The organism is Pedobacter sp. (genome assembly GCF_041662865.1).
GTDB lineage: Bacteria > Bacteroidota > Bacteroidia > Sphingobacteriales > Sphingobacteriaceae > Pedobacter.
In genome coordinates, this window is sequence record NZ_JBAZRL010000025.1 from 1 (window position 1) to 25,632 (window position 25,632).

Sequence of the window (25,632 nt, forward strand, 5' to 3'; positions counted from 1 at the left end):
CCGTATCGAAAAGTACTTAAACTACAGGGTTTTGACCAGTTCCAACACGTTTTGTACCTAATGGTGCCCGCTATCTCAAAATGTATATCTTGTTTCCATCGTTCAGTTTTTCATTTCTTTTACCAGTAAATTACTTCCAGACAAGTCTTCGTACTTTTTAATAATTTATTGACCGCAAAAAAAACGAGCACTTATACAAAGGGGTTACAGAAAGAAATTATGATCTATGAATTGAAATGTCTTAGTACCATTCATTTACTTCGCTAGCGAATGATATATTTCATTAATCGCTTGATCAAACTTTTCTAATTCAAAGTTCTGAGGATCGTCATGTCCATCAGGAATGCCATCATCTAAAACAGCATGAAAAGTTGGAATTAACCATTCTCCTTTTCTAAGGCTTGCAGCAACATAGATCAGCGCTAATCTTTTATATTGAAGATCAGTAAAGCCAGGGATTATGGCGATGGCATCATTCTTTTTTCCTGGATCGGCAATACGTGGCTGAATAACTTCTATATGAATAAAACTACCAACCACACTTTTATTCAATAAAGGGTTTTTTATGGGACTTTCGAATTTAGTAGCGTGAATGTGTCGACTTAAATCATTTGGGGTAATTGATGCACCCAATCTATTGATGAAGATATGGGTGAGTTTAAACGTTCGTTTGTTATCTAATCTATTACCGCTCCAAGAAACAGAATCTATATTAGTTGGAAAGGCGGTTGAATCTGTTAAAAAATTACTCGTGTCATGAATTGCAAAATAACTCGCCTTTACTCCTGAAACAGCACAAATTGGCGAATCTAAAGACCCTCCTATTTCTTCATCAGTGATAGTTGACCTGTCTAAATATTTTTGCAGTTTCCTTTTACGAATTACTTTAATTTCTCCATTTAAAATCGAATCTAAGAAAGGCGGTAATGTTTTTAATGTATCTCCTAAATGAGCATATTTTTGAACATAACGTAATAAATAAGTAGCCTGTTGATGTTTTGTACCGATAAATTGCATTGTTTCAGTATCAAATTTTGGGGCTAGTTTAGATTGCCCCATCGCTTTATAGCTAAACGTGATTGATAATAATGCTAGAAGTAAGAGTTTAGTGTTGTTAGACATAAAATTTTATTGGTTGATGACTAAATTAAGTTATTTAAATAGCATGTGTTTATACTAAATTTTATTTTATTGCTTTTTGAGTATTTAAATACAGTTTCTATACAAAATACCTAAAAATGAGTATTGCACTAAAATTTTAGCCTGAGTAATTTTAGTTTATAATTAAACAGATAAATTAAATAGCTATGGAACAGACTAGAAAATTTTTATTATTTGCAATGGCACTGCCTATGTTGATGGCAAGTTGCGAATTATTTGAGGCAGAACCAGAGGAAGAAGAAGTTAAAAAAGTAGATAATTCGACGTATACGTACACTTACACTTGTCCTATTGGCTCAAAAAACACTATTCAAATACCGAATAGGTTATCTGCATCGTGTAAAGCAAATTGGGAATATTTTGCTAGAACATACGGTTGTAATGATGCTAACAATTTCGATGAGGCGAATAGAAGAAAAGCACAATGTCCATGAGAACGTTCTTATTTATACTGTTAGTTTGTGCTTTAGGTTCGGCGCAAGCACAAATTAAACTAACATCAGGGCAATACACCACAGAAGATGGCTATTATACCGTTACTATTAATTTCGATCAAAATAGTTTGACTTTAATTGAGCCGAATAGGACTTCTGTTTATACCAGATTGGAAGGAAATGTATTCAGGTTTATTCATCCAACTAATAAAATAGATTATCGTATTGAAGTGATGGATCCTTCTACCATTCAGACTTTCAAACCAGATGTGGCTAATAGTCGATATACCATTAGGTTAAGCAAAGGTAGTGCAACTGCGAATAGCGAGCAATTTAAAACGTATTACGCAATGGCAGAACGATATAAGGCTAAAATGATTACCGATAAGAAAGATGCACAATTATGGTCGTTTTGTGCGGCTGCAGCAATGGCTAGAAGTAGCATGAACGAGGAAGGTTTTAAAGATTACGCCAACAAAGTTTCGTTGTCCATCAAACAAATTATCATTAATAAAACCAAATGCCCGTGTGAAGATGCAATTCCGACGGAGATATGGAATAAAGCAAATTAGTTAATAAGTTAAATGCCTCTCATCAGAGCCCTAGCGAAATCTGGGGCTTTTTTAATTTCACCTGCTTAATGCCCCAAAATAATTTCGTTAACTTTGAATTAACCAACGTGAAAAATCCTGATGCAGCAGAAACGTATTGTCTTATTAATTACTTTATTAGCATTAATTACCAGTTTTATTCTGCTTAGTTTTTTTGTTGTTTACTATCCAATTCCTACACTTGATCATAATATTTCCCTATTTGTCCAAAAATACCATTCGGATATTTTCGATAAAATGATGTTGGGTGTTAGTTTTTTTGGCGAGCTACCCTATTCTTTGCTCATGGTTGTTCTAGTTTCAACGCTCTTTTATTTTTATAAATATAAACGTGAAGCCTATTTTACACTTTCTATTTTACTTTCTGGATTACTAATTTTAGGTATAAAAAATATAATTGATAGACCTCGTCCAACAGCTTTTTATGTGCGTTTGGTAGAAATAAATAGGTTTCAGAGCTACCCAAGCGGACATGTGCTTTCGTATGTGTTATTTTTTGGGTTTATGATCTTTTTAATGAGAAAGTTGCATCATCTCCCGCTAATCACCAGAAGAATAGTCACTTATTTTTCTGCTTTTTTCATCATAACTATTCCTTTCTCTAGAATTTATTTAGGCGCACATTGGTTTTCTGATACGCTTGGTGGGTTTCTATTAGGCTTAATTTGCTTGTATCCACTTTGTTTTTTCTACTTAAAAAAGAAACGGGGATAAAGCCTTAGCCCTATCCCCGTCATCTAAATTAACGCTCTCGTATATATAGACGCTCATCTCTTTAGTTTATTGTATAGATTTTAATTTTTTTTACTCCAGTTTTAAAGAATTCCAAAATTTGTTCTTGTCGTCGTCATGCGGGTTATCGTATTTTTCCATCAATGTGAAAGTATACATTTTAACATTTACATAAACAGTTAAGATATAGGCGATGCTAAAATCTTCTTTTTCACCTTTTAAATCGAGTTTTAAGATATAAGCTGGTTTACCCTTAAAAGTAGTAATTGATTCGCTTAATGCAATAGCTCCTGGACTGCCTCTTAACATTCCACTTTTAATGGTTTGGTAAGTTTCTTTTCTTTTTAAACGTTCTGTCAACGTATTCGCGTCTATACCTAGTTTTTTTAAATCGGTAATCATTGCCATACATTGTGATGTAGAATCTACCGCTGCAATCCATACTTGCTTTCCTTCGAATATAGTTTTTTCAGGTTTGGACGGAAAAGAAATAGAAACATTTTCATCCAATTTCACACGTTCCCAAGTTAGGATCGAAACAAATAAAGCAGGTGAAAATAATAGGAATAGGATTAATTTATGTTGCATGTTTCAGGATATGCAACTAAGATATAGGATAATAAAAGGAGATGCAATACCTAAATGTGTGTATTTCGATTTGCTCCAAAAAAAGAGACGGAGATAAAGCTATTGCTCTATCCCCGCCATCTAAATTAACGCTCTCGTATATATAGACGCTCGTTTATTTATTTTATTGTATACAGTTTATATTTTTTTATTTTTTTTAACTCTACCTTTTCACTTGTTTATTTTATTGTGAATTTTTGGTTAGAATAACTTTTAATACTAATTTTTTTAGCATATATTTCTTTAACCATTGAATTAATATGTTGTATGCAGTTGTAGATATTGAAACCACTGGTGGCTATGCAGCCGCCCATGGCATTACGGAAATTGCCATATACATTTATAATGGGCAGGAAATTATAGAAAGTTATGAAACGCTAATCAATCCACATCAGCACATTCCAATACACATACAAGCGTTAACAGGAATAGATAATGAGATGGTTGAAAACGCTCCAGATTTTAGAGCTGTAGCTGATAAAATTTACAGTTTATTACACGATAAAATTTTTGTAGCACATAATGTAAATTTCGATTATTCTTTTGTTCGACATCACTTAGAAGCTTGCGGTTACAGTTTAAATAGTAAAAAACTATGTACAGTAAGGCTTAGTCGCAAGTTATTTACCGGCTTACCTTCCTATAGTTTGGGCAAGCTTTGCACTTCCTTATCCATTCCTTTAAACAATAGACATAGAGCTGGTGGAGATGCAGCAGCAACTGCCATTTTATTAGCCATGCTCCTTGAAAAAGATGCTGGTGGATTAATTAATGACACATTAAAACGTAGTTCCGCAGAACAGACTTTACCACCAAATTTGCAGAAAACAGAAATAGATAAATTACCAAATACCCCTGGAGTATATTATTTTAAAGATCAGAAGGGAAAAGTAATTTACGTTGGCAAAGCTAAGCAACTTAAAAAGAGAGTATGCACTCATTTTACAGGACATAGTATTAGCATGCAACGGCAGAACTTTTTAAGATCTATTCACAGCATAGACTTCCAGACGTGCGGAACAGAATTAATGGCTTTTATTTTAGAAGCAGCAGAAATTAAAAAGCTTTGGCCTGAGAATAATCGAGCTATGAAACGTTTCGAACAGAAATATTCGATGTATAGTTTCGAAGATCAAAATGGATATATCCGACTTGGTATTGATAAGTATCGAAAAAATGGAACGGTGTTGTATAGTTTTAACAATTTATTAGAAGGACATCAATTATTAAGAACCCTAGTAGCTGAACATTCACTTTGTGAAAAGTTATGTTTTATTCAGACAACAAAAACAGCGTGTACACATTATGCTACTAGCGAATGTAATGGCGCATGTATTGGAGAAGAAAATGTGGATGACTATAATTATCGTGTTTTACAAGCTATGTCGGCTTTACAAAACCTACTTCCCTCTTTCGCATTGATAGATGAAGGAAGATCGGAAGATGAAAAAAGTTGTTTATGGATAGAAAAAGGAAAATTTTACGGCATGGGTTACATTTCCGAGTATTGCGATATTAATGATTTAGAAACCTTAAAATCTGCTATTACACCCTACCCTTCTAACGATTACATTATGAATATGATTTTAACGCACAGTAATCAATTCCCACAAAAAATGATACCCTTATCACTTGAAACAGCATTCTAAAGTTAAACCCATCTATAAACTCTTCTCCTGCGCATCTAAATAACAATAAGTAAAAAGTACCATTTTTAATAAGGATTACACCTTTATTAACACATCTTAAATTGGTACTTTTGTATATGAAAAATGATATCCCTGTTTACGATATACAAAACCTCAAAGCATATAAGCATGATGGGATTTTAGTAAGTCGATTTGGCTATTATTCTAAACAGCACGAACATTTACATTCAGCACATCGTCATTCATTTTTTCATTTAGTATTTTTTACCGAAGGAACTGGAAACCAGCAGATAGATTTTAAAGAGTTTGCTGTAAAACCTGGGTTGATTTATTTTATGATTCCTGGACAAGTACACAGTTGGAATTTTAAGACCGAACCTGAAGGGTATATCATCAATTTCTCTGCCGATTATTTAAGTTCATTCTTATTAAAACCTGATTATTTAGAAAACTTTAGCTTTTTTAACGGACAACCAGATTCTCAAGTAATTGAATTACCAACTGATGTTCAGCAAACTCTAATTTCAATTTTTGAAGACATTTTAAAAGAAGGGTCAATTGAAGAACCTGTTACTGATGATTTGGTAAAAACCTTATTAATTAGATTATTTATTGAAGTTGCAAGAACAGGTGATGCCCTACAAAAAGCGCATTACAATTCTTATAATCACACACTATTAAAGAATTTCAGAAATTTAATAGAAAAAAACTACGCTCAGTTAAGACTTCCTAAACAATATGCAGCCCTATTATACATTACGCCTAATCATTTAAATGCATTGTGTAATGATTTTTTGGGAGTATCTGCTGGAGCATTAATTAGAGATCGTGTTATTTTAGAAGCCAAACGTTTATTAATTAATTTAGATTTAAGGGTTTCAGAGATTGCTGATAAATTAAACTTTGCTGATCAATCTTATTTCATCAAATTCTTTAAAAAATACGAGGGCATTACACCAGAAAAATTCAGAAAATTAAATACAACACAAAATGGAAACTAATAAAGAACTATATATTTCTCAATGGAATGGGTTTGCACATGCTAAATGTCCTCGTTGTAGAGTTGGCAAGGTATTTACTGGATCAACGTATGGATTTAAAATCCAGAAAATGAATGAAGTTTGTCCACACTGTAAACTTAAATTTGAACGTGAACCAGGTTATTTCTACGTAGCCATGTTTGTAAGTTACGCTATGAATGTAGCCGAAATGATTACGGTAAGTGTTGCTGCTTATGTTTTAGGTTTAGAACTAAATTTTGACAACTTATGGTATTTTGCAGCCCTTCTATTTTGTACTACGTTATTGTTTTCGCCTTTTAACTATCGCTATTCTAGAATGGTTTTACTGTATTGGTTATCACCAGGATTACACTACGAACCTAAAAGAAGTTTGAAATAGACTAAAGGTTTTAGCCGCAGATTAACAGATTTTGTCATCATCGTCATTGCGAGTCTCAATTTTTCATTGGGCGAAGCAATCTTTCCAAATAATGCAATTTGTCGTCCTTTGAGTCTTGTCATCCTGACATGTAACGATTATACATCTGTAGCATAAAACGCTATTAATCTGTTAATCTGTGGCTAAAACAAAAATTTACTTACTTAAACACCAGGTGCAACTAGCAGAGGAGCATCTATTAATCTGTGGCTAAAACAAAAACTTACTTGCTTTCTTTAAGCACCATATCTATGGTAATCGCAGTAGCCACAATAGCTACTTTCTGCTTATTCTCTGCATAAGTTGGGTCTATTGAAACATTATATTTATCGGCAGAAGTAAAAATCTCTTTCATTGCACCAGCCCACTTTTTACTGATTTTACCCATTTCAACTCCCAAAGAATTTTTGATAGTAAAATTCCAAGCTTTCCAGTCGCCTGTAATTTGCGCAATGGTATCTCCTGTAGCGGGTTCAGTAATGGTAAAGGTTGGTTTAAAAAACTTAAACTTTTGTTTTATAACGCCTATTTCTGCCCCATTCGGGTCTGTGACACTAATTTTAGACATCCAAAATGTCCATCCTCTACTTATGGTAGCTTGTAACTGACCATTTGTATCCGTTATTTCTAGCTGGAAAGGCATCATTGCTTTGTTAATCAGAATGGTTAAAAATTTATGCCATCCGCTCATTCGTTGTTTAATTATACCTATTTGAGCGCCTTGTTCATTGTAAACTTTGTATTCATTCGTAAACTTTAAAAAATTTACTTTCTCATCGATAAAGTACTCATCTCCAAGAAAAAATGTTGGAATTTGTTGATTCATTAATTTAGTTTTTGTCGGTTTATGCCGCCTAAAGTAATTAAATTTTAGTTTGAATGGCTTACTATCTTCTTAATTTTTTAACCCTCAACCCCACCTAAAGATTGTGTAACTTTGCGAAACGAAAATTAAACAGTCATTGAAGAAAATGGCTTAACTCAAAATTAAAAAATGATAGAAATAGGAAAGTATAATGATTTAAGAATTGCAGCTAAAAACAGTGATGGCTTAAGTTTATCAGATGGGGAAAGAGAAATTTTATTACCCTATTCAGATGTACCCAAAAACGCTGAACTTGGCGACAATATAAAGGTATTTGTATTTATTAATAAAGATGGGAACACCATTGCAACAACAAAACAGGCTTTAGCAGAAACTGATGATTTTGCGTATTTAACGGTAGTTGATGCAAACGAAGACGGCGCTTATTTAGATTTAGGCATTGGAAAAGACATTTATGTTCCAGTTCGTGAGCAAAAAAGGCCAATGCATAAAGGAGAGAGTTATGTAGTTTATGTTTATTTAGACGATAATAATCAGCGGATGCTTGCTTCTTCTCGATTAGATAAATTTATTGAAGAAGATGATTTTGATTTCGATGAAGGAGATGAAGTAAGTTTATTAATTAGTGAACAAACGGATTTAGGTTTTAATGCCATCATCAACAACAGATATATTGGACTTTTATACCATAATGAATTGTTTGCCCATTTAAAACCTGGCGAAAAAAGAAAAGGTTGGATTAAGAAAGTACGTATCGAAGGTAAAATTGATTTAAGCCTACAGCCACTTGGTTATAGCCATATTCTTGACACTAAAGACGTACTGTTAAAAGAGCTAAGAGAAAATGGAGGTGTAATTGCTTTAGGTGATAAAAGCACACCTGAAGAGATTTATGAACGTTTTCAAATCAGTAAGAGTGCTTTTAAAAAAGCAACAGGTGGTTTATATAAAGAGCGAATTATAGTAATTAGCGATAGAGAAATTAAGTTGGTAGTAGATCATTTGGCAGATTAATTTACAAGTCTTATACTTTGTCAATCTTTTACAGATTGACAAAGTTTATAATACGATTTACTTCAAAGCGCCAATCCAAAAAAGGGTTTTCAAAGTGTAGAGTTCGTTCTATGTCAAAAGTTAATAGATAAAATAAAAATAGTTTGAGCTACAGCAAACCATTTGGCACTATTAAACGTATTTAATAGTGAGTAGAATCTACTTAAGGGAGTTTTTTTGTGAGGTGCGGCTTGTGAGGGCTGCACCTTTTCTTTTTGCTTTTAGGTTAAGAAATTGTAATTGTATGAAAATTATTTACCCTTTTCTATTGAAATTGTTATCTTCACTTTTTAATTTAATAAAAAGAAGTTATGACAGGTACAGTAAAATGGTTTAATGATGCAAAAGGCTTTGGTTTTATAACCCCAGAAGAAGGCGGTAAAGATATATTCTGCCACCATTCTGCGATCCAATCTTCAGGACAAAGATCTCTGCAAGAAGGACAACAAGTTGAGTTTGAAGTAAAAGACGGCAAAAAAGGCCCGGAAGCTGAAAACGTAAGAGTAACCGGATAAGTAGAAATTTTTTATTTATTTATTTGATGCAAAAAATGCCATCTACCACGGGTCGATGGCATTTTTGATTCTAGGTAATTATAACATTTCTAGTGCAATAAGAAATTATAATGCTAAAAACCATTAGATTGATTATTTTTACAAGCTCAATAGATCCATTTTGTTCAAGCTATTTACGTATAAAACACCTGCTAATTTCACCGCAGCGTTTAGGGAATTTTACATTACTGCAAACTTAAAGCAAGTAAGGGTATTAAGCATTGCGATTCTGGCAATAACTCTCTTAACTAGAATTATTGCCTTCATTTATTATGAAGAGGCAATAAAAATCACTAGATATTCTGAATACTCTCTTGGAAATTGGATACAAATAACTGGTGCTGCTTTATTTTTTATCTTAAGTAAATTTGCATTAACCTCTCCTAAATGGAGTTCTCGAAATAAAAAAAATCTAACCCTATTCTTTATCGTATTTGTACTTTTAATCTCTTTTGGTGTAAGCTATGTAGTATCAACCTACAATACAAAAAACAATTTAACTGTGTTTATGATAGGCATTGTAACTGTAAGTCTGTTTTTTGCAATTGAATATAAGGAGATTAGTATTATTGCAGCTTTTGTTGTTCTTGTTTTTGTGTTAGGTATGGTAATTCCAAAAATCACTTTTCAAGATAAAATGATGAACGTTTTTGCCGCAATTACATTAGCGTTTATCCTGATTTGCTTTTCTAGATATAGTTATTATTTCAAATCGCATCACTTTGTAAAAATTAAAGAACTTGAAGAAAAGAATATAAAAATTGAACATTTAAGTACTCAAAAAGAAGAAATTCTTGCTTCTGTTGCACACGATTTGAGAAACCCTTTGAATAATATAGAAGCATTAAGCGGTTTTTTGTTGCTGGAAAATGAGAATAACAGCGAGGCAAAAATGATTTCGAACGCCGCTAAACAGGCAAAAGAAATTATAAATGATTTAATTGAAACCGTAAAGCTAGATCAATCTGATTTAAAAACCGAAAGACAAGATATTGCCTCCTATTTGACTAAAGTTATCCAAAAATGGAAAGCAAATACCAAAAGGGAGTTTTTATTCATAGATAATGATATAAAAGCTGATGTTTATTTAAACTCTTCGAAACTGGAACGAGTTATAGATAATTTAATTAGCAACGGGCTAAAGTTTTCTAGTGAAGATAAACCGATTGAAATTAGCCTAACTGAGCAAAAAGACAAAGTTGGCATAGTTGTAAGGGATTTCGGAATTGGCATACCTGAAGAACTGAAAGAACACATTTTTCATCAATTCTCTAAAGCTGGTCGTCAAGGTTTACAAGGTGAAAAATCTATTGGCTTAGGTTTACATATTTCAAAGCGGATTGTAGAACAACACGCTGGAAAACTACTAATAGACAGTAAAGAAAATGAAGGTACTACTTTTACCATTCTTTTACCTGTAGCTTAATTTTCTTCTTGTATAGTGGCAAATAAGTTTTGCGAAAAGTTCACTAAAAACAATTCCTTTTTAGCTCTGGTTAATGCGGTGTATAACCATCGTAAAAAATCAAGATCTATCATTTCATCCGTTAAATACCCTTGATCTACAAAAACTGCATCCCATTGTCCGCCTTGCGCTTTATGACAGGTTACTGCATACGCAAATTTGATTTGTAAAGCGTTGTAATATGGATCTACTTTAATCGCTTCCATTTTATCTCGCTTACTATTTAAGTGACTATAATCTTCTAGTAAACCATCAAAAAGCTGTTTACTTTTTTCGTAAGGAAGATTTGGGGTTTCTGCTTGTATCGTATCTAAAATCACTTTACAGGAAATAACTCCAGCATCAGGAAAGTCTAAAAACTCCAATTGAACTTCTGCAAATCGTAAACCATAGCGCTCCTCTTCTCTCCTCACCCGAACCACTTTCGCCATATCGCCATTGGCAATAAATGCTGTTTCTGGATTATCTGGCAACCAAAAGTAATTATTACGCACTACCATAATTTGGTCGCCACCGCTTAATTCTTCATCTCTGTACAACAATCTCGCTCTAATCTGATTATTATACACATTTGCTGATTTATTGGAGCGACAAACTACCAATGAATTTTCAATACCGAACTTACTGTAGGCATACTCTAAACCCTCCACCAATTTTATTCCAGTCATGCTAAAAATATCTTTATAGCTTTTGGTGATAAACTTTGGTAATGAAATTGTATCCTCATCGTAACCATTAATTAACTGCCGTAGCATGGTGGCATTTGCCAAAATTCCCGATTTCTTTTCTTGTCGTACTACTTCTTTCAACTCAACAGCAGTAACTTTCAACCCAAAATTAGCTAGCAGGTATTTTTCATTTAAAGCAGGGCTATCAATGCTGCCAACTGGCGGAAGCTGGGCAGTATCGCCAACAAATAACAAGGAGCAATTTTTAGATGCCCCAGTTGGTGCGGGTTGATAAACGAATTCTATTAAATCTTTTAAAAACGAAGAACCATTTTGTGGATTCCATTCATCGGCAATCATCGAAGCTTCATCCACAATAAAAAGTGTGTTTTCCACTAAATTTGGAGCCAACTGAAAAGCCATTTCCGTAGAAACGGCACTCCGTTTCCTGTAAATTTTTTTATGGATAGTTAACGCTCTTTTATTGGTGTAGCTACTAATTACTTTCGCAGCCCTACCTGTTGGCGCCAATAAAACCACTTTTAATTTAAATTGAGGTAAAGCTTTAACCAATGCCGCTACTGAAGTTGTTTTACCCGTACCTGCATATCCTCTTAAAATAAAACATTTATTCGTTTCATTTTTTACTAAAAAAGACGTTGCTTTAGCACAGAAAACCAATTGTTCTTCGGTAGGTTTAAACGGATACGATTGGGCAATGATATTGGCTTTATCCATTTAGCAAAGATGCAATGGTAATGTTATAGAAAAAAGTTATTTTTGCCAACACATGAACAATAACAACAGCATTTTATTAATAGACCCAGCATTTGATCCAGCTACAGCATCAGCCTGTAACCTTTTGGTAAAAGTGGGCTTAGATAGTTTTTCTTATGCGATACTAAATAAAGAAACTAACCAAGTTAGTGCTGTTTTTGATGAACAAGAATGTGAAAATGGCGCTCAAAAGTTTGCAGAGCGATTAAAAACAGATACCTATTTAACCTTACCTTATCAGGATGTTAAAGTTGCTGTTCATACACAAAATGCCATTGCCGTTCCAAATGATTTATATACTAAGGATAGCTTAAACGCACATGCTCAGTTCTTTACAGAAGCACCAGTTGGCGATTTATATACACAAACTCAACCTCATTTTGGTTTTACGACCATTTTTTCATTACCAAAAACCGCTAATGAAGCATTAACTAGTTTTACTGATGGAAAAAAATATTCTCAGCATGCTGGTTTATTGGCATTAGCCGAAAAAATAAATGAAACTGCTTTACTATTAGATTTTTCTGTTGGATCTTTTAATGCACTTTATATTCAAAATCAGCAGGTTGTTTTTCAACAATGCTATGAAATAGATGATCAAGATGAGTTTAATTATTATGTTTTATTAATGATTAACCAATTGGATATCAATACAAAAGAAACCCATTTACGCTTAACTGGCATTATTCACGAAGGTGATGAAAAATACACTTGTCTATTAAAATATTTTAGCAAAGCTGATTTTATAGCTGCAAGCAACGATCTTGATCAACAGATACTAGACGATATGCCAGCGCATTATTACAGTAGTTTATTAGCTCTTGACCAATGCGTATAATTGGCGGAAAACTAAAAGGAAGGCAATTTAATGCCCCTGCAAACCTCCCTGTTCGCCCAACTACCGACATGGCAAAAGAGGCTTTATTTAATATCCTTTACAATACCTACGATTTTGAAGAATGCGATGTTTTAGACCTTTTTAGTGGTACAGGAAGCATTTGCATTGAGTTTGCATCGAGAGGAATAAAGCAGGTGACTGCAGTTGATAAACATCCAGGCTGTGTGGCTTGGCTAAAATCTGTAGCAGAGAAATTCGAGTTAACTCAAATTACACCTCAAAAAGCAGATACATTTAAATTTCTGGAACAAGATAAAAATCAGTACCACATCATTTTTGCCGATCCACCTTACGATTTACCCAATATCCCAATGATCCCTCAATTGGTGATGAAAAATAATTTACTAACGGATAATGGAGTTTTAATTGTAGAACATCCACCTTTTTTAAAGTTAAACTTACAGCCCGGTTTTACCGAGGTACGTAAATACGGAAATTCTTCTTTCAGTTTTTTTGAGAAGGTGAAAGAAGAATAACTATAAAAGAGCAAGGAATAAGTAAACAGTCGTCATTGCGAGGTACGAAGCAATCTTACAACGATGGGTTAATTTCTAATGCTTTAAGATTGCTTCGTACCTTGCAATGATGAATAATTTCAACTTTTCGCTCCCGACTTTCTTCCCCTTATTAGCATTGAGATTGAATCGTAGTTAACTTAAAGTTAATTTTAAAGGGTATGCCCTGTTCTATTTTTTAGTTTTTCGGTCTGCTTTTACAGGGTATTAACAAGGTCATAACAGGGTGGTAACAGGGTCATTGTAAGGTCAATGATATAGTTAACTATTAGTTAAATACTAGTAAGCTTTTTTCTATATCGTCTGTATGGCTTCCTATATACTTCTGATACTAATTTAGAAACCCTATCTATAAACAATAGCTGATTTTATGGATGAACAGACTTTAGCATGCTTTCTACTTTAGTCTTTCAGCTTAAACCTATATATTTACGGTATTGAAAAAATGAAAAAAATGAAAATTGCTTTATTTCCAGGCTCATTTGATCCGATTACCATTGCTCACGTAGATATTTTGAAACGAGCTTTGCCTTTATTTGATCGCATTATTGTTGGTATTGGTTTAAATAGTTCGAAGCAAAATTTCCTTTCTGCCGAAAAAAGAGAAGAAATGGTACGCACCATTTTTGTAAACAATCCAAATGTAGATGTTCAATTGTATGAAGGTTTAACCGTTGATTTCTGCAGGAAGATTAATGCAAAATACATGGTTAGAGGTATTCGTTCTGCTTCAGATTTTGAATACGAAAGAGCAATTGCTCAAATCAATCAGACGATGATGCCTGAAGTAGAAACCATTCTATTATTAAGCAAACCTGAATATTCAGCAATCAGCTCAACAATTGTTCGTGATATTTTAAGAAACAGGGGCGATGTTAGCCCGTTTGTGCCTAAAGAAGTGATTGAGTTTTTGTAGGAATTGAACTCCTACTTTTACAATCCAAAAAGGATTGTAAAAGTTTGAAGAATCATATTATATTAAACTTTGTCAATCTGTAAAAGATTGACAAAGTAAAAGATCGACAAAGAAATTTAAATCAAACTCTCCGCTTTCAATACATCCAATATTAACGGATAGGTATTTTTTATTTTCGCTTTAACGCCTAATGGAGCAACCCAAGATGCGGTTGTAATTCCCTCTTCTTTTTGGGGAATTAATTTCGGCACTCCTTTTACAAACATTTTGTACCAATTTGTTCGCTTTAAAATTACCTTTCCTCCTAATTCATATACATGGTAAGTTTTGCATAAACGTTCTTCACGTTTTTCGATTTTCACACCACACTCCTCTTCAACTTCTCGAACTGCAGTAACTTTTATTTTTTCACCCCTTTCTACCTTTCCTTTTGGCAAATCCCATTTCTTATTTCTAAAAATAAATAAAAATTCGCCCTTGGCATTTTCTACTAAACCACCCGCTGCTTTAATTAATGTCAGCTTTTTTTTGATAGATTTTAGCAACTCTTTAGGCGTTTTTGTAATCAGCATATAATGCTTTTGTTTACTTTTTTTTAAATTTCTATAAAATGTTATAAAATCAAAATCCTCTGTGTCAAGCTGTTGAATTTTCTCTAATTGCTTGGGTACTGTAACACCTATAAACAAAGTATTATCGTTAATATAAATTCTGTATTTTTGAGCCATGTATAATAAAAGTGATATAGAATTAAAGGTAGCTGAATTTTTATTACAAATAAAAGCAATTAAATTACAACCTAGTAATCCATTTACGTGGGCATCTGGTTGGAAGTCCCCTATTTATTGCGATAACCGTATTACTTTATCGCATCCATCTGTTAGAACATACATTCGTCAAAAATTAGCGCAACTCATTCAAGAAGAATATGGTGCTGTTGATGTAATTGCGGGAGTAGCTACTGCAGGTATTCCACAAGGTGTTTTAGTTGCACAAGAATTAGGTTTACCATTTATTTATGTGAGATCTAAAGCAAAAGAACATGGCACTGGAAGCTTAATTGAGGGCGAAATTATAGAAGGTCAACGTGTAGTGGTTATTGAAGATTTGATTTCTACAGGCAAAAGCAGTTTACAAGCTGTAGATGCTTTGCGTGCTGCTGGTTTATCTGTTGCAGGTTTAGTTGCAATCTTCACGTATGGATTTGATCAAGCAGATGAAAATTTTGCAAATGCTAAATGTCGTTATTCTACGTTATCTAATTATTCTACATTAATTAAATATGCTGCAGAACATAGTTTTATAGCACAAAATGATATAGATTTATTAAATAAATGGCGTGAAACTCCTTCAGAATGGGGAAAAGATGCCATTGTTAATTCTTAATTTTAATTTATAAAATACGTTTGTATGACCATTATAGAAAGTGCTGTTGAGATAAATTTACCAATTGATAAGGTTTATAATTTTTTGGAAGATTTGAATAACCATCAGCAATTAATGCCTGAGAATATTTATAACTGGTCTTCTACAGCAGATGAAGCGAGTTTTACCATTCAGAATATGGCAAAATTGGCTATTAAAATTGCTAATCGTGTACCAAATAGTGAGATTACTGCTGTTCCGATGGAAAAACCTCCTTTTGATGTGGAATTAAAATGGACTGTTATCCCTAACGATAATGGCGGTACGACTGCAAAACACATCATTTCTGCAGATTTAAATATGATGATGAAAATGTTAGCTGCTGGCCCGCTTCAAAAATTGGCTGATCATCAAACAAAAAAATTAAAAGAAATTTTAGGGTAACCAAAAAAACTTAAGAAAGCACTTCAATAAAGAAGTGCTTTTTTATTTTACTACAAATTCGTGTGTTTTTCTGGTAAGTAGCCCGTTAATTGTGACACCTTCTAAAGTAACTAAATATTTCCCTGGCTCATCAGCAGTAAAAAAGCTCAAATTAACATTACCACCTTCATCAGTAATTAAATTTGGGTTCCAATAAATAGTTGATCTTAAATCTGCCATTTTATCATTCTTGTTAACCACATCGTATGCCGGTGAATAAAATTCTTTTGTAACAGCATAACCTACTGGCTTTACCCTAGCCATTCCTAGCTCCTGTTTCGTATTATATTTGGTTCTTTTAGTTTCAAGTGTAAGGTAAACAATTCCAAATTCAGCATTGCCATCACGCTCATCAAAATTGGAAAAATGCCTTATACCTAGGGCATCAGAAGAGCCACTACCTTTTATAATCTGCACTCCTGATAATGCCATCGGATTTACGGAGCCTAAATCAGAAATTGGCATACCATCTAACAATACTAGCATTTTTCCCATCTTTCCTTTACGCATCCCATAAATGCTATTATTCCTAATTAATACACCATTAAATTTATTGAGCAAACTTGCAATATTTCCTGCACTTTGCAAGTTTTCTGGCGTTATGGTATAATCAGCTTCAAAAAAAGCTGGAATAGCAGACCTAGCTATTACTGGTTGTTTTCGTCCTTTAATTACAACTTCCTTAAGCATGGTTCCCTTGTTTACCAACCCAAACTTGTTCATTTCGTTATACATCTTTTCGGTATGATATAAGTATTGTACAAATGAGCTACTTGTAGGTAATTTTTTAAACGAATAATTTTTAAATAATGTCGGTTCACTTTTATCTATTGTGATCTTTACATTGTTTCTATCCTTTGTATTTTTAGCTCTTACAATAAAAGTGGTACTGTCTGTAAAATTCAATTCATCAAAAACAAAATGTCCATTTGCATCTGCTATCGTATCAATTAAGGTAATCATTGAAGGAACAAATAGATTAACCTTTCCAAATGGAATCGGTTTATTGCTGAGATTGGTAATTGTTCCACTTATAGATAAACCTTTGTCAGAATTGTATTTGAAGTCGTTCTTCTTTTCGCTCTGCACATCTGCCCAATTAAACCTTCGCCATCCCTGGGTTAACATCAAAAGATCTAAGTGACGCACCTTTTGTAGGTTGAAGTTTGTAAAATAATAATTAGGCTTTTCTACATACCCTCTCAAGTCTGAAGTAAGCAGTAAATTTGAAAAGATTGTCTGCACATCATCTTCATTGGCCATCACCTTATCGTTATTGATTACGCCAACCGAAAAACTCCCTACCTGACCTTTATCAGTTTTATCAGAGATTTTGATTGACATATTTACTTTTTCTCTTCTTTTATAAGATTCTTTAGTATCAATATTAACGTTGGCTAACTTATATTTTGGTTGTATAAACACTAATCTCTCAGCAATTGGCTTAACATCTGATGAGAATAAGGTAATTTGTACTATGCCTTCAGAAAATAGTTTTTTCGATAATTTTGAGGTAATGGAAGCTTTATCCATCTTGATAATTGCCGAATAATCAACTATGCCATTGGTTTGGGCAACCAGTATCAATTCTTTACCTATTCCTTGACCTGCAGATTCTATTTTTAGTAATAAATTTTCTTCGTCCAAATGATTAAGGCTCATCACATACCCATGATCTACAGCTTTGGGAAGTACAAAACGCTTTACCAAACCATTTTTCAAACTGATAACTGCAGTATAAATATTTTCCTTATTAGGCATTAATGCAAACAATCCCATGCCATTATGCTCTGAATTAAACTCTGCTACTTTATTTTTATTTTGATCCTCTAGGTAACCTTTCAAATCAATACCCAAACCATCATTACCAATTGCCTTAAAGGCAACTTTAGAACGTAAGCCAGCAACTAAATCCCCTCCCTCTGGGAAGAACTTTAGGTCTATATTATCCTCATGGCTTTCTACCTTAAAGTTTCTAGGTATATGCATAGTTTCATTCATAGCTAATATTGTGCTTATGTTTACGTCTTTAGGATCATATTCCTTTTTAAGTGAATAAACAACTTTAACATTTCCATTTTCATCAGTTTTAGCTTTACCATCAGTCAAAGTTTTATTCTGGTAGTTAATACTATAGGTTACATCTTTTAAAACTTCTGGTTTACCCTCTAGTGTTTTATAGGAAATTGAAACGATTAACAATATGTTTTTTTCAGTTGGTTGTAGTTTGAAACTGGCGTTTGCATCCAAAGTTCCATTTAGTGCATCTCCAATGGTAATGGAAGTAGTAAAAAAATAATCACGATTAAAATTTTTCATCCATTTTGTATATGCCTTTACTTCGTATGTACCTGGTGCAAACAAGGAATCTATCAGAGAAATATTTCCATTCGCGAGTCCGTTCTCAATAGGCAACAAGAAAGTTCTTATCGAATCACGTTCATCAATCAAATCAACATACAACACCTTGCTTAAAAGTGAGAGTTTGTTTTCCTCTGCATTAACTACGTAAGCCTTAAGCCAAATATCGTCGCCAATGCTGTAATAAGGTTTGTCAAAATGTACATGGATCTTTTCTTGCGGATTTTCATTTGTATATCTATCCAGCTTATCAATTAAAGTAGTTAGCCTACTATCGGCATTATAAAAAGCAAAAGAAGAAATAACCGCTAAAAAACAAATAAAAATTAGGAGAAGGCGATAATTTTTCATATAAATTGAGATTTATAACAATATAGCAAAAATCTTAAGTTATTGCAAACCAAAATGATAAGCAATTAAAAAACCAATAATAATAAAAAAGATATAAGCAATACACCATTTATTAAACCGTATTTCAACGTGCCTTTGCTTATTGTTTAACTCATTTTTAATACCTTAGTTAATCAAATATTTCGAAAATGATTTCATCTTCCAAATTACTAAGTAGAATAATTCTTTTGCTCTGCTCATTTGCTTTCTCTACTAGTTTTGCTCAATCCATCACTAATTTAAAAACCGAGTATTTAATTAATCCGATTGGGTTAGATAATCCAAATCCTCGTTTTACTTGGCAAATGGTAGATACTAGAAAAGGAGCAAAACAAACTGCTTATCGAATTATGGTTAGTACGGATTCTGTTGCCTTGTTGCAGGGAAAAGCTAACCAATGGAATACAGGGTGGTTACAAACAAGCGCTTCCTTAAAAATTTATACTGGTCAGTCGCTAAAACCTTTTAGCAAATATTTTTGGCGTGTAGATGTTATTAATCAAGCTAAAGCAACACTTACCAAAATAGCCAGTTTTGAAATGGGCATGATGAATGGAAATAATTGGCAAGGCTCATGGATTGCTGATAATGAAAACCCTAAACTTAAGCCTGCTCCCTATTTCCGTAAAACTTTTGAAGCTACAAAAAAGATAAAATCTGCTCGTGCTTATATTGCCGCTGGTGGGTTATATGAGCTTTCTTTAAATGGCGAAAAAGTGGGAAATCATCGAATGGACCCCATGTATACACGTTACGACAGAAGAACTTTATATGTTACTTACGATGTCACCCATCAATTAAAAGAGGGTAAAAATGCTATTGGCGTATTACTAGGTAATGGTTGGTACAATCATCAATCTACTGCCGTTTGGGATTTTGATAAGGCTCCATGGCGCAACAGGCCAACGTTTTGTTTGGATTTGAAAATTACTTACACAGATGGAACTACACAAACCATTACATCTGGAAAGGATTGGAAGACAGCATTAAGTCCGATAATTTTTAACAGCATTTACACAGCCGAGCATTACGATGCAAGATTAGAACTCAAAGACTGGAATACTATTAATTTTGACGATACCAATTGGAAAAGAGTAATTAATCGCTCTGCACCTTCTGGTAATCTGGTAGCGCAGGCTTTACACCCAATTAGAAATGTAGAAGAAATTACCGCTAAAAGTATTCGAAAATTTAATGATACCACTTACCTATTCGATTTAGGTAGAAACATTTCCGGTGTGAGTAAAATCAAATTAAATGGTCCAGCGGGAACTGTGGTTAGATTAAAACACACCGAACGTTTGTATGCAAATGGCAGAGCAGACCTATCTAATATTGATGTGCATTATCGTCCAACTGATGATAAAGATCCTTTTCAAACTGACATTTTAATTTTAAGCGGCAAAGGCGAAGAAAGTTTTATGCCTCATTTTAATTATAAAGGTTTTCAATATGTTGAAGTCAGTTTAAGTAAGCCAATTGAATTAAAAAAGGAAGATTTGGTTGGGTATTTTATGCACAGTGATGTTCCTGTGGCTGGAAGTATTAAAGCATCAGACCCATTGATTGATAAAATCTATTACGCTACCAATAACTCTTATTTATCCAATCTTTTTGGCTACCCAACTGATTGTCCGCAACGAGAAAAAAATGGGTGGACAGGTGATGCTGCAATTGCCATAGAAACTGGATTATATGGTTTTGATGGCATTACTATTTACGAAAAATGGTTAGCCGATCATAGAGATGAACAGCAACCAAATGGAGTTTTACCTTCCATTATCCCTACCGATGGTTGGGGGTATGAATGGGGAAATGGGCCAGATTGGACAAGCACAATTGCCATTATCCCCTGGAATATTTACCGTTTTTATGGCGATACAAAAATTTTAAAAGACAACTATGAGAACATTCGTAAATACATTAACCACATTGATGAAACCTATCCTACTGGCTTAACGAGTTGGGGTTTAGGCGATTGGGTTCCGGTGAAATCTGTTTCTCCTGTTGAGTTAACTTCTACCTGCTATTATTATGCTGATGTGGTGATTTTAGCTAAAACAGCTAAAATTTTAGGTAAAGGCGATGACTTTAAAAAGTATACAGCTTTAGCTTTAAAAATCAAAAACGCTTTTAATGCCAAATACTTAAACAAAAGTACAGGCATTTATAATACTGGCTTACAAACAGAATTAAGTGTGCCTTTATTTTGGGGTATTGTACCGGATGAAATGAAAGCCAAAGTAGCCGAAAATTTAGCTAAACGTGTTGAAGCTGATGGTTTCCATTTAGATGTTGGATTATTAGGGACAAAAGCCATTTTAAATGCCTTGAGTGAAAATGGTTATTCGGATGTGGCTTATAAAGTTGCTGCCCAAAAAACTTTTCCAAGTTGGGGTTGGTGGATTGCCAATGGTGCAACAACTTTATATGAAAACTGGCCTATTGATGCTAAGTCAGATATTTCTATGAACCACATTATGTTTGGAGAAATTGGCGCTTGGTTGTATAAAGCACCTGGTGGCATTAAGCCAGATGAAAACCAACCTGGATTTAAGAATGTAATTCTACAACCGTATTTTGTGGAAGGTTTAAATTCTTTTGAAGCTACGCATGATGGGCCTTATGGTCAACTAATTTCTTCGTGGAAAAGAACTGCAAACGGAATTAAGTATCAGGTGACGATCCCAGCCAATTCAAGTGCAACGGTGAAATTAGCAAGTATAAGAGGTAAGAGAACTTACTTAGATGGAAAAGTTATCCAGGGGGAGACTTTTAATTTGCAGGCTGGAACATATGTTATTGAATTGAAATAGATTTCTCTTTCGTCATTCCCGTGAAAACGGGAATCGTAATGCGTAAAAAACTACTATCGCATTAGGATTCCCAATCGAGTTGAGAATGACGAAAAAGATGCCAATGGCTTTTGAGATTTAGCAGCACCCCAAGAACAACAATTATTGCCATTTAAACCCGATGGTAGCGAGCACGAAGTAAAGCAGACAGCGGGACTGATTTGTCCGAAGAATTACAAGATCTGATTTTCAAGTGTTTACAGACAAAACTTCAGTATAAATTACTTATTTACAGACAATTAGTCGTTCAAAACTAAAACATACAGACAAAATTTCCGATTGGTGAAGCAAAATTACTATGGCATTTGTTTTGAATAAAACGATAATATGAACTTCAACAATTTTACTATAAAAGCTCAAGAAGCAATTCAAAAGGCTTCTGAAATAGCACAGGGCAATCAGCAACAGGCTATTGAAACTGCACACCTGTTAAAAGGTTTGCTTACTGTTGATGAAAATGTGGTTTCTTATGTGCTGAAGAAACTAAATGTTAACCTAAATGCTGTTAATCAAAACTTAACAGAAGCGATTGAAAAACTGCCAAAAGTTACAGGCGGTGAGGCATACTTATCATCTAGCGCAAACAGTGCATTGCAAAAAGCGCAATCGTATTTAAAAGAATTTAAGGATGATTTTGTATCGGTAGAGCATGTATTGTTAGGCCTATTGGCGGTGAATGATGCGACTTCTAAACTCTTAAAAGAACAAGGAGTTAATGAAAAAGACCTTAAAAAAGCAATAGTTGCTTTACGTGGTGATAATCATGTCACCGATCAAAATGCTGAAGCAACGTACCAAGCACTAAATAAATATGCACGAAATTTAAATGAATATGCCGAAAGCGGAAAGTTAGATCCTGTGATTGGTCGTGATGAAGAGATTCGTCGTGTGATTCAGATTTTATCTCGTAGAACGAAAAACAATCCGATATTAATTGGTGAACCAGGTGTGGGTAAAACAGCCATTGCCGAAGGTATTGCCTTTAGAATTATAAAAGGTGATGTACCAGAAAACTTGAAAACTAAAACAGTTTTCTCGTTAGATATGGGTGCTCTAATTGCTGGTGCAAAGTATAAAGGTGAGTTTGAAGAACGCTTAAAAGCCGTGGTTAAAGAGGTTACACAAAGCGATGGGGATATCATTTTATTTATTGATGAGATACACACCTTGGTTGGTGCTGGTGGTGGTGAAGGTGCAATGGATGCGGCTAATATTTTAAAACCAGCTTTGGCCAGAGGCGAATTACGTGCCATTGGTGCAACTACTTTAGATGAATATCAGAAATATTTAGAGAAAGATAAAGCGTTGGAACGTCGTTTTCAGAAGGTAATGGTTGATGAACCTGATACACAAGATGCGATTTCTATTTTGCGTGGTTTAAAAGAGCGTTACGAAACTCACCACAAAGTGAGAATTAAAGACGAAGCGATTATTGCCGCTGTAGAAATGTCTCAACGTTATATTGCAGATCGTTTTTTACCCGATAAAGCAATTGATTTAATGGATGAAGCGGCATCGAAATTACGCATGGAGATGGATAGTGTTCCTGAAAATGTGGATGCGCTGGATAGAGAAATTATGCGTTTGGAAATTGAACGTGAAGCCATTAAACGTGAAAAAGACGATAAAAAAGTAAAAGAACTTTCTGAAGAGATTGCCAATTTATCTGCAGAGCGTGATGAATTAAAAGCAAAATGGCAAGGTGAAAAAGACTTGGTTGATGCGGTAAATAATCAGTTAGAGCAAATTGAGCACTATAAATTAGAGGCAGACCAGGCAGAACGTGCGGGAGATTACGGTAAAGTTGCCGAAATCCGTTACGGGAAGATTAAAGAAGCACAAGATAAGGTTGAGAAACTGAAAGTTGATTTAGAAAGTCAGCAAAGCGATAGCAGAATGCTGAAAGAAGAGGTGACTGCTGATGATATTGCGGGTGTAGTTGCTCGTTGGACCGGTATTCCGGTACTTAAGTTAGTGGCTAGTGAGCGTGAGAAGTTATTGCATTTAGAAGATGAATTGCATAAACGTGTAGCTGGACAAGATGAGGCGATTGAAGCAATCTCTGATGCTATACGTAGATCGAGAGCAGGTTTGCAAGATAAACGCAAACCGATTGGTTCGTTCATTTTCTTAGGTACAACTGGGGTTGGTAAAACAGAATTAGCCAAAGCATTGGCGGAGTTTTTATTCAATGATGAAAACGCGATGACCAGAATTGATATGAGTGAGTATCAAGAAAGGCATGCTGTTTCTAGGCTAATTGGTGCGCCTCCAGGATATGTGGGTTATGATGAAGGTGGACAATTGACGGAAGCTGTTCGTAGAAAACCATATTCGGTGGTGTTGTTAGATGAGATTGAGAAAGCGCATCCAGATGTGTTTAATATCTTATTGCAAGTATTGGATGATGGTCGTTTAACGGACAATAAAGGTCGTGTAGTGAACTTTAAGAACACGATTATTATTATGACTTCTAACATTGGTTCTCACTTAATTCAGGACAACTTTAAAAAACTGGATGATGAAAATCGTGATGAAGTAATTGCTAAAACCAAGAACGAATTGTTTGAATTATTGAAACAAACCATTCGCCCTGAGTTTTTAAATAGAATTGACGAGTTGATTATGTTCACTCCATTACAAAGAAGTGAAATTAGAAACATTGTTGATTTACAATTTAAACAGGTTCAAGAAACGTTAGCAGAAATGGGTATTGCGATTACTGCAACTCCTGAAGCTTTGGATTGGTTAGCTGAATTAGGTTATGATCCGCAGTTTGGTGCTAGACCTTTGAAACGTGTGATACAGAAAAGGATTTTAAATGAATTATCAAAATCTATTTTAGCTGGAACGGTGGATAAGGATAGTAAGATAAAGTTAGATATGTTCGATCATCAATTTGTGTTTTTGAACGAGAAGTAATAGTAAGGTACTATAAAAAGCCGCTGATTTTAAATAATCAGTGGCTTTTTTTGTTGTGTTTAAGACTTGATATGCTACTGAAGGCGAATTAGGCTTTAGTACATTGAAATTAACCATCAAGTAAGTTATATAGCGATTGATACTTTACGATCATCCCTAACCTTCTTTAGAAAAGGAAATTATTATGGAATAGTTTTTTTTTACATTGATTATCAATGCTTTGTTTTATTTATTCTCAAAGCAACTAAAATAATAGTTATTTTTTGAGTTTTTATTTATATCATTGATATACACATAAAAACAACACACAAATGAAAACTAAACTAATGATGGGCGTATTATGCGTCGTTGCGTTCGCTGCTAACGCACAAACAAGAGGAACTAACACTTTAGGCTTTGGAGTAAACGTTAATACTGAAAAGTTGAAAAATGGTGTTATAGAGACAGAATCAAAAACGAATTCTTATTCTATAGGTTATGGTAATTTTATTAAGGATAATACAAAAATTGGATTTGATTTAAATTACTCAAAATCTAACTACCTAAACGCTACCTACAATAGTGATATAAAGAATTATGGAATTAATTTAACCTATCAAAGGTATTTCCCTCTTGTAAAAACTTTATATGCTTATGCAGGTGGAAAAGGTGGTTATAACTATGGAACACAAGAAACTACTGATCCAAATCAAGGGACAACATACACAAGTAATACCTATAGCGTAGGCGCATTTGGAGGTATAACTTGGTTTTTATCAAAAAGATTTGCTTTTGAAACCACTTTGTTATCAGCAAATGCTAGTTACACTAATACAGAGCAAAAGGAAAATACTACTAATACAATTTATGATTATAAACGCACTACTTTTAATTTAAGTAGTGATGGGTTTATTAATAACCTTGGCTTTAAGATCTATATCTTATTTTAAA

23 protein-coding genes are annotated in these 25,632 nt (G+C 33.9%); 17 read left to right on the forward strand and 6 right to left on the reverse strand.

The window, feature by feature from the left end:
- Positions 1-255 precede the first annotated feature (255 nt).
- Positions 256-1,122, reverse strand: a complete 867-nt coding sequence (locus WC622_RS09865; RefSeq protein WP_372819524.1) for a hypothetical protein — start codon at positions 1,120-1,122, stop codon at positions 256-258.
- Between the two features lie 185 nt (positions 1,123-1,307).
- Here WC622_RS09865 and WC622_RS09870 point away from each other — a divergent pair, with 185 nt between their 5' ends.
- From WC622_RS09870 to WC622_RS09880, 3 genes are all read left to right on the forward strand, one after another.
- Complete coding sequence (locus WC622_RS09870) at positions 1,308-1,595, forward strand: hypothetical protein (RefSeq protein ID WP_372819525.1); 288 nt, start codon at positions 1,308-1,310, stop codon at positions 1,593-1,595.
- A complete protein-coding gene (locus tag WC622_RS09875; protein ID WP_372819526.1) occupies positions 1,592-2,167 on the forward strand; it encodes a hypothetical protein in 576 nt (191 codons plus the stop codon). Before WC622_RS09870 ends, WC622_RS09875 begins: the two co-directional genes overlap by 4 nt.
- Before the next feature lie 120 nt (positions 2,168-2,287).
- Complete coding sequence (locus WC622_RS09880) at positions 2,288-2,920, forward strand: phosphatase PAP2 family protein (RefSeq protein WP_372819527.1); 633 nt, start codon at positions 2,288-2,290, stop codon at positions 2,918-2,920.
- 90 nt (positions 2,921-3,010) lie between these two features.
- On the opposite strand, the gene WC622_RS09885 is transcribed toward WC622_RS09880, so the two are convergent.
- Positions 3,011-3,526, reverse strand: coding sequence for a hypothetical protein (locus tag WC622_RS09885; protein WP_372819528.1), 516 nt, complete (start codon positions 3,524-3,526; stop codon positions 3,011-3,013).
- 299 nt (positions 3,527-3,825) lie between these two features.
- On the opposite strand from WC622_RS09885, the gene WC622_RS09890 reads away from it, so the two are divergent.
- The 3 genes from WC622_RS09890 (at position 3,826) to WC622_RS09900 (ending at position 6,615) form a co-directional block, all read left to right on the forward strand.
- The gene (locus tag WC622_RS09890; RefSeq protein WP_372819529.1) at positions 3,826-5,214 is read left to right on the forward strand and encodes an exonuclease domain-containing protein; all 1,389 of its coding nucleotides are present in this window, start codon (positions 3,826-3,828) and stop codon (positions 5,212-5,214) included.
- A gap of 116 nt (positions 5,215-5,330) precedes the next feature.
- Positions 5,331-6,215: a helix-turn-helix transcriptional regulator gene (locus WC622_RS09895; protein WP_372819530.1), complete on the forward strand. Its 885-nt coding sequence runs from the start codon at positions 5,331-5,333 to the stop codon at positions 6,213-6,215.
- Positions 6,205-6,615, forward strand: coding sequence for a DUF983 domain-containing protein (locus WC622_RS09900; protein WP_372819531.1), 411 nt, complete (start codon positions 6,205-6,207; stop codon positions 6,613-6,615). Before WC622_RS09895 ends, WC622_RS09900 begins: the two co-directional genes overlap by 11 nt.
- Before the next feature lie 262 nt (positions 6,616-6,877).
- Here WC622_RS09900 and WC622_RS09905 read toward each other — a convergent pair whose 3' ends face one another.
- Positions 6,878-7,480: an LURP-one-related/scramblase family protein gene (locus WC622_RS09905; RefSeq protein ID WP_372819532.1), complete on the reverse strand. Its 603-nt coding sequence runs from the start codon at positions 7,478-7,480 to the stop codon at positions 6,878-6,880.
- A 168-nt stretch (positions 7,481-7,648) separates the two neighbouring features.
- On the opposite strand from WC622_RS09905, the gene WC622_RS09910 reads away from it, so the two are divergent.
- The 3 genes from WC622_RS09910 (at position 7,649) to WC622_RS09920 (ending at position 10,513) form a co-directional block, all read left to right on the forward strand.
- A complete protein-coding gene (locus WC622_RS09910; RefSeq protein ID WP_372819533.1) occupies positions 7,649-8,494 on the forward strand; it encodes a S1 RNA-binding domain-containing protein in 846 nt (281 codons plus the stop codon).
- Between the two features lie 350 nt (positions 8,495-8,844).
- Complete coding sequence (locus tag WC622_RS09915) at positions 8,845-9,048, forward strand: cold-shock protein (RefSeq protein ID WP_182921963.1); 204 nt, start codon at positions 8,845-8,847, stop codon at positions 9,046-9,048.
- Positions 9,049-9,208: 160 nt separating this feature from the next.
- Positions 9,209-10,513: a sensor histidine kinase gene (locus tag WC622_RS09920; RefSeq protein ID WP_372819534.1), complete on the forward strand. Its 1,305-nt coding sequence runs from the start codon at positions 9,209-9,211 to the stop codon at positions 10,511-10,513.
- Here WC622_RS09920 and WC622_RS09925 read toward each other — a convergent pair.
- Positions 10,510-11,958, reverse strand: a complete 1,449-nt coding sequence (locus WC622_RS09925; protein ID WP_372819535.1) for an ATP-dependent RecD-like DNA helicase — start codon at positions 11,956-11,958, stop codon at positions 10,510-10,512. The genes WC622_RS09920 and WC622_RS09925 overlap by 4 nt on opposite strands.
- Before the next feature lie 52 nt (positions 11,959-12,010).
- Here WC622_RS09925 and WC622_RS09930 point away from each other — a divergent pair, with 52 nt between their 5' ends.
- The 3 genes from WC622_RS09930 to coaD all read left to right on the forward strand — a co-directional run bounded on the left by WC622_RS09930 (position 12,011) and on the right by coaD (position 14,326).
- Positions 12,011-12,835, forward strand: a complete 825-nt coding sequence (locus WC622_RS09930) for a DUF3822 family protein (RefSeq protein ID WP_372819536.1) — start codon at positions 12,011-12,013, stop codon at positions 12,833-12,835.
- On the forward strand, positions 12,826-13,371 hold the full coding sequence (locus WC622_RS09935; RefSeq protein ID WP_372819537.1) for an RsmD family RNA methyltransferase: 546 nt from the start codon (positions 12,826-12,828) through the stop codon (positions 13,369-13,371). Before WC622_RS09930 ends, WC622_RS09935 begins: the two co-directional genes overlap by 10 nt.
- Before the next feature lie 493 nt (positions 13,372-13,864).
- Positions 13,865-14,326 carry a pantetheine-phosphate adenylyltransferase gene (gene coaD / locus WC622_RS09940; protein ID WP_372819538.1) on the forward strand — a complete coding sequence of 154 codons (462 nt, stop codon included), beginning with the start codon at positions 13,865-13,867 and terminating at the stop codon, positions 14,324-14,326.
- Positions 14,327-14,442: 116 nt separating this feature from the next.
- On the opposite strand, the gene WC622_RS09945 is transcribed toward coaD, so the two are convergent.
- Positions 14,443-15,054: an NUDIX hydrolase gene (locus WC622_RS09945; RefSeq protein ID WP_372819539.1), complete on the reverse strand. Its 612-nt coding sequence runs from the start codon at positions 15,052-15,054 to the stop codon at positions 14,443-14,445.
- Between WC622_RS09945 and pyrE the strand changes: the two genes are divergently transcribed.
- Both pyrE and WC622_RS09955 read left to right on the forward strand, forming a co-directional pair.
- Positions 15,053-15,712: an orotate phosphoribosyltransferase gene (pyrE, locus tag WC622_RS09950; protein WP_372819540.1), complete on the forward strand. Its 660-nt coding sequence runs from the start codon at positions 15,053-15,055 to the stop codon at positions 15,710-15,712. The genes WC622_RS09945 and pyrE overlap by 2 nt on opposite strands.
- A gap of 24 nt (positions 15,713-15,736) precedes the next feature.
- The gene (locus WC622_RS09955; protein ID WP_372819541.1) at positions 15,737-16,135 is read left to right on the forward strand and encodes an SRPBCC family protein; all 399 of its coding nucleotides are present in this window, start codon (positions 15,737-15,739) and stop codon (positions 16,133-16,135) included.
- Positions 16,136-16,177: 42 nt separating this feature from the next.
- Here the strand turns inward: WC622_RS09955 and WC622_RS09960 are convergent, their stop codons facing one another.
- Complete coding sequence (locus WC622_RS09960; protein WP_372819542.1) at positions 16,178-18,886, reverse strand: hypothetical protein; 2,709 nt, start codon at positions 18,884-18,886, stop codon at positions 16,178-16,180.
- Between the two features lie 188 nt (positions 18,887-19,074).
- Here WC622_RS09960 and WC622_RS09965 point away from each other — a divergent pair, with 188 nt between their 5' ends.
- From WC622_RS09965 to WC622_RS09975, 3 genes are all read left to right on the forward strand, one after another.
- On the forward strand, positions 19,075-21,741 hold the full coding sequence (locus WC622_RS09965; protein WP_372819543.1) for a family 78 glycoside hydrolase catalytic domain: 2,667 nt from the start codon (positions 19,075-19,077) through the stop codon (positions 21,739-21,741).
- 366 nt (positions 21,742-22,107) lie between these two features.
- Positions 22,108-24,702 (forward strand): ATP-dependent chaperone ClpB, encoded by a 2,595-nt coding sequence (gene clpB, locus WC622_RS09970; protein ID WP_372819544.1) that lies wholly within the window; start codon positions 22,108-22,110, stop codon positions 24,700-24,702.
- 311 nt (positions 24,703-25,013) lie between these two features.
- Positions 25,014-25,631, forward strand: a complete 618-nt coding sequence (locus WC622_RS09975; protein ID WP_372819545.1) for an outer membrane beta-barrel protein — start codon at positions 25,014-25,016, stop codon at positions 25,629-25,631.
- Position 25,632: the final 1 nt, after the last annotated feature.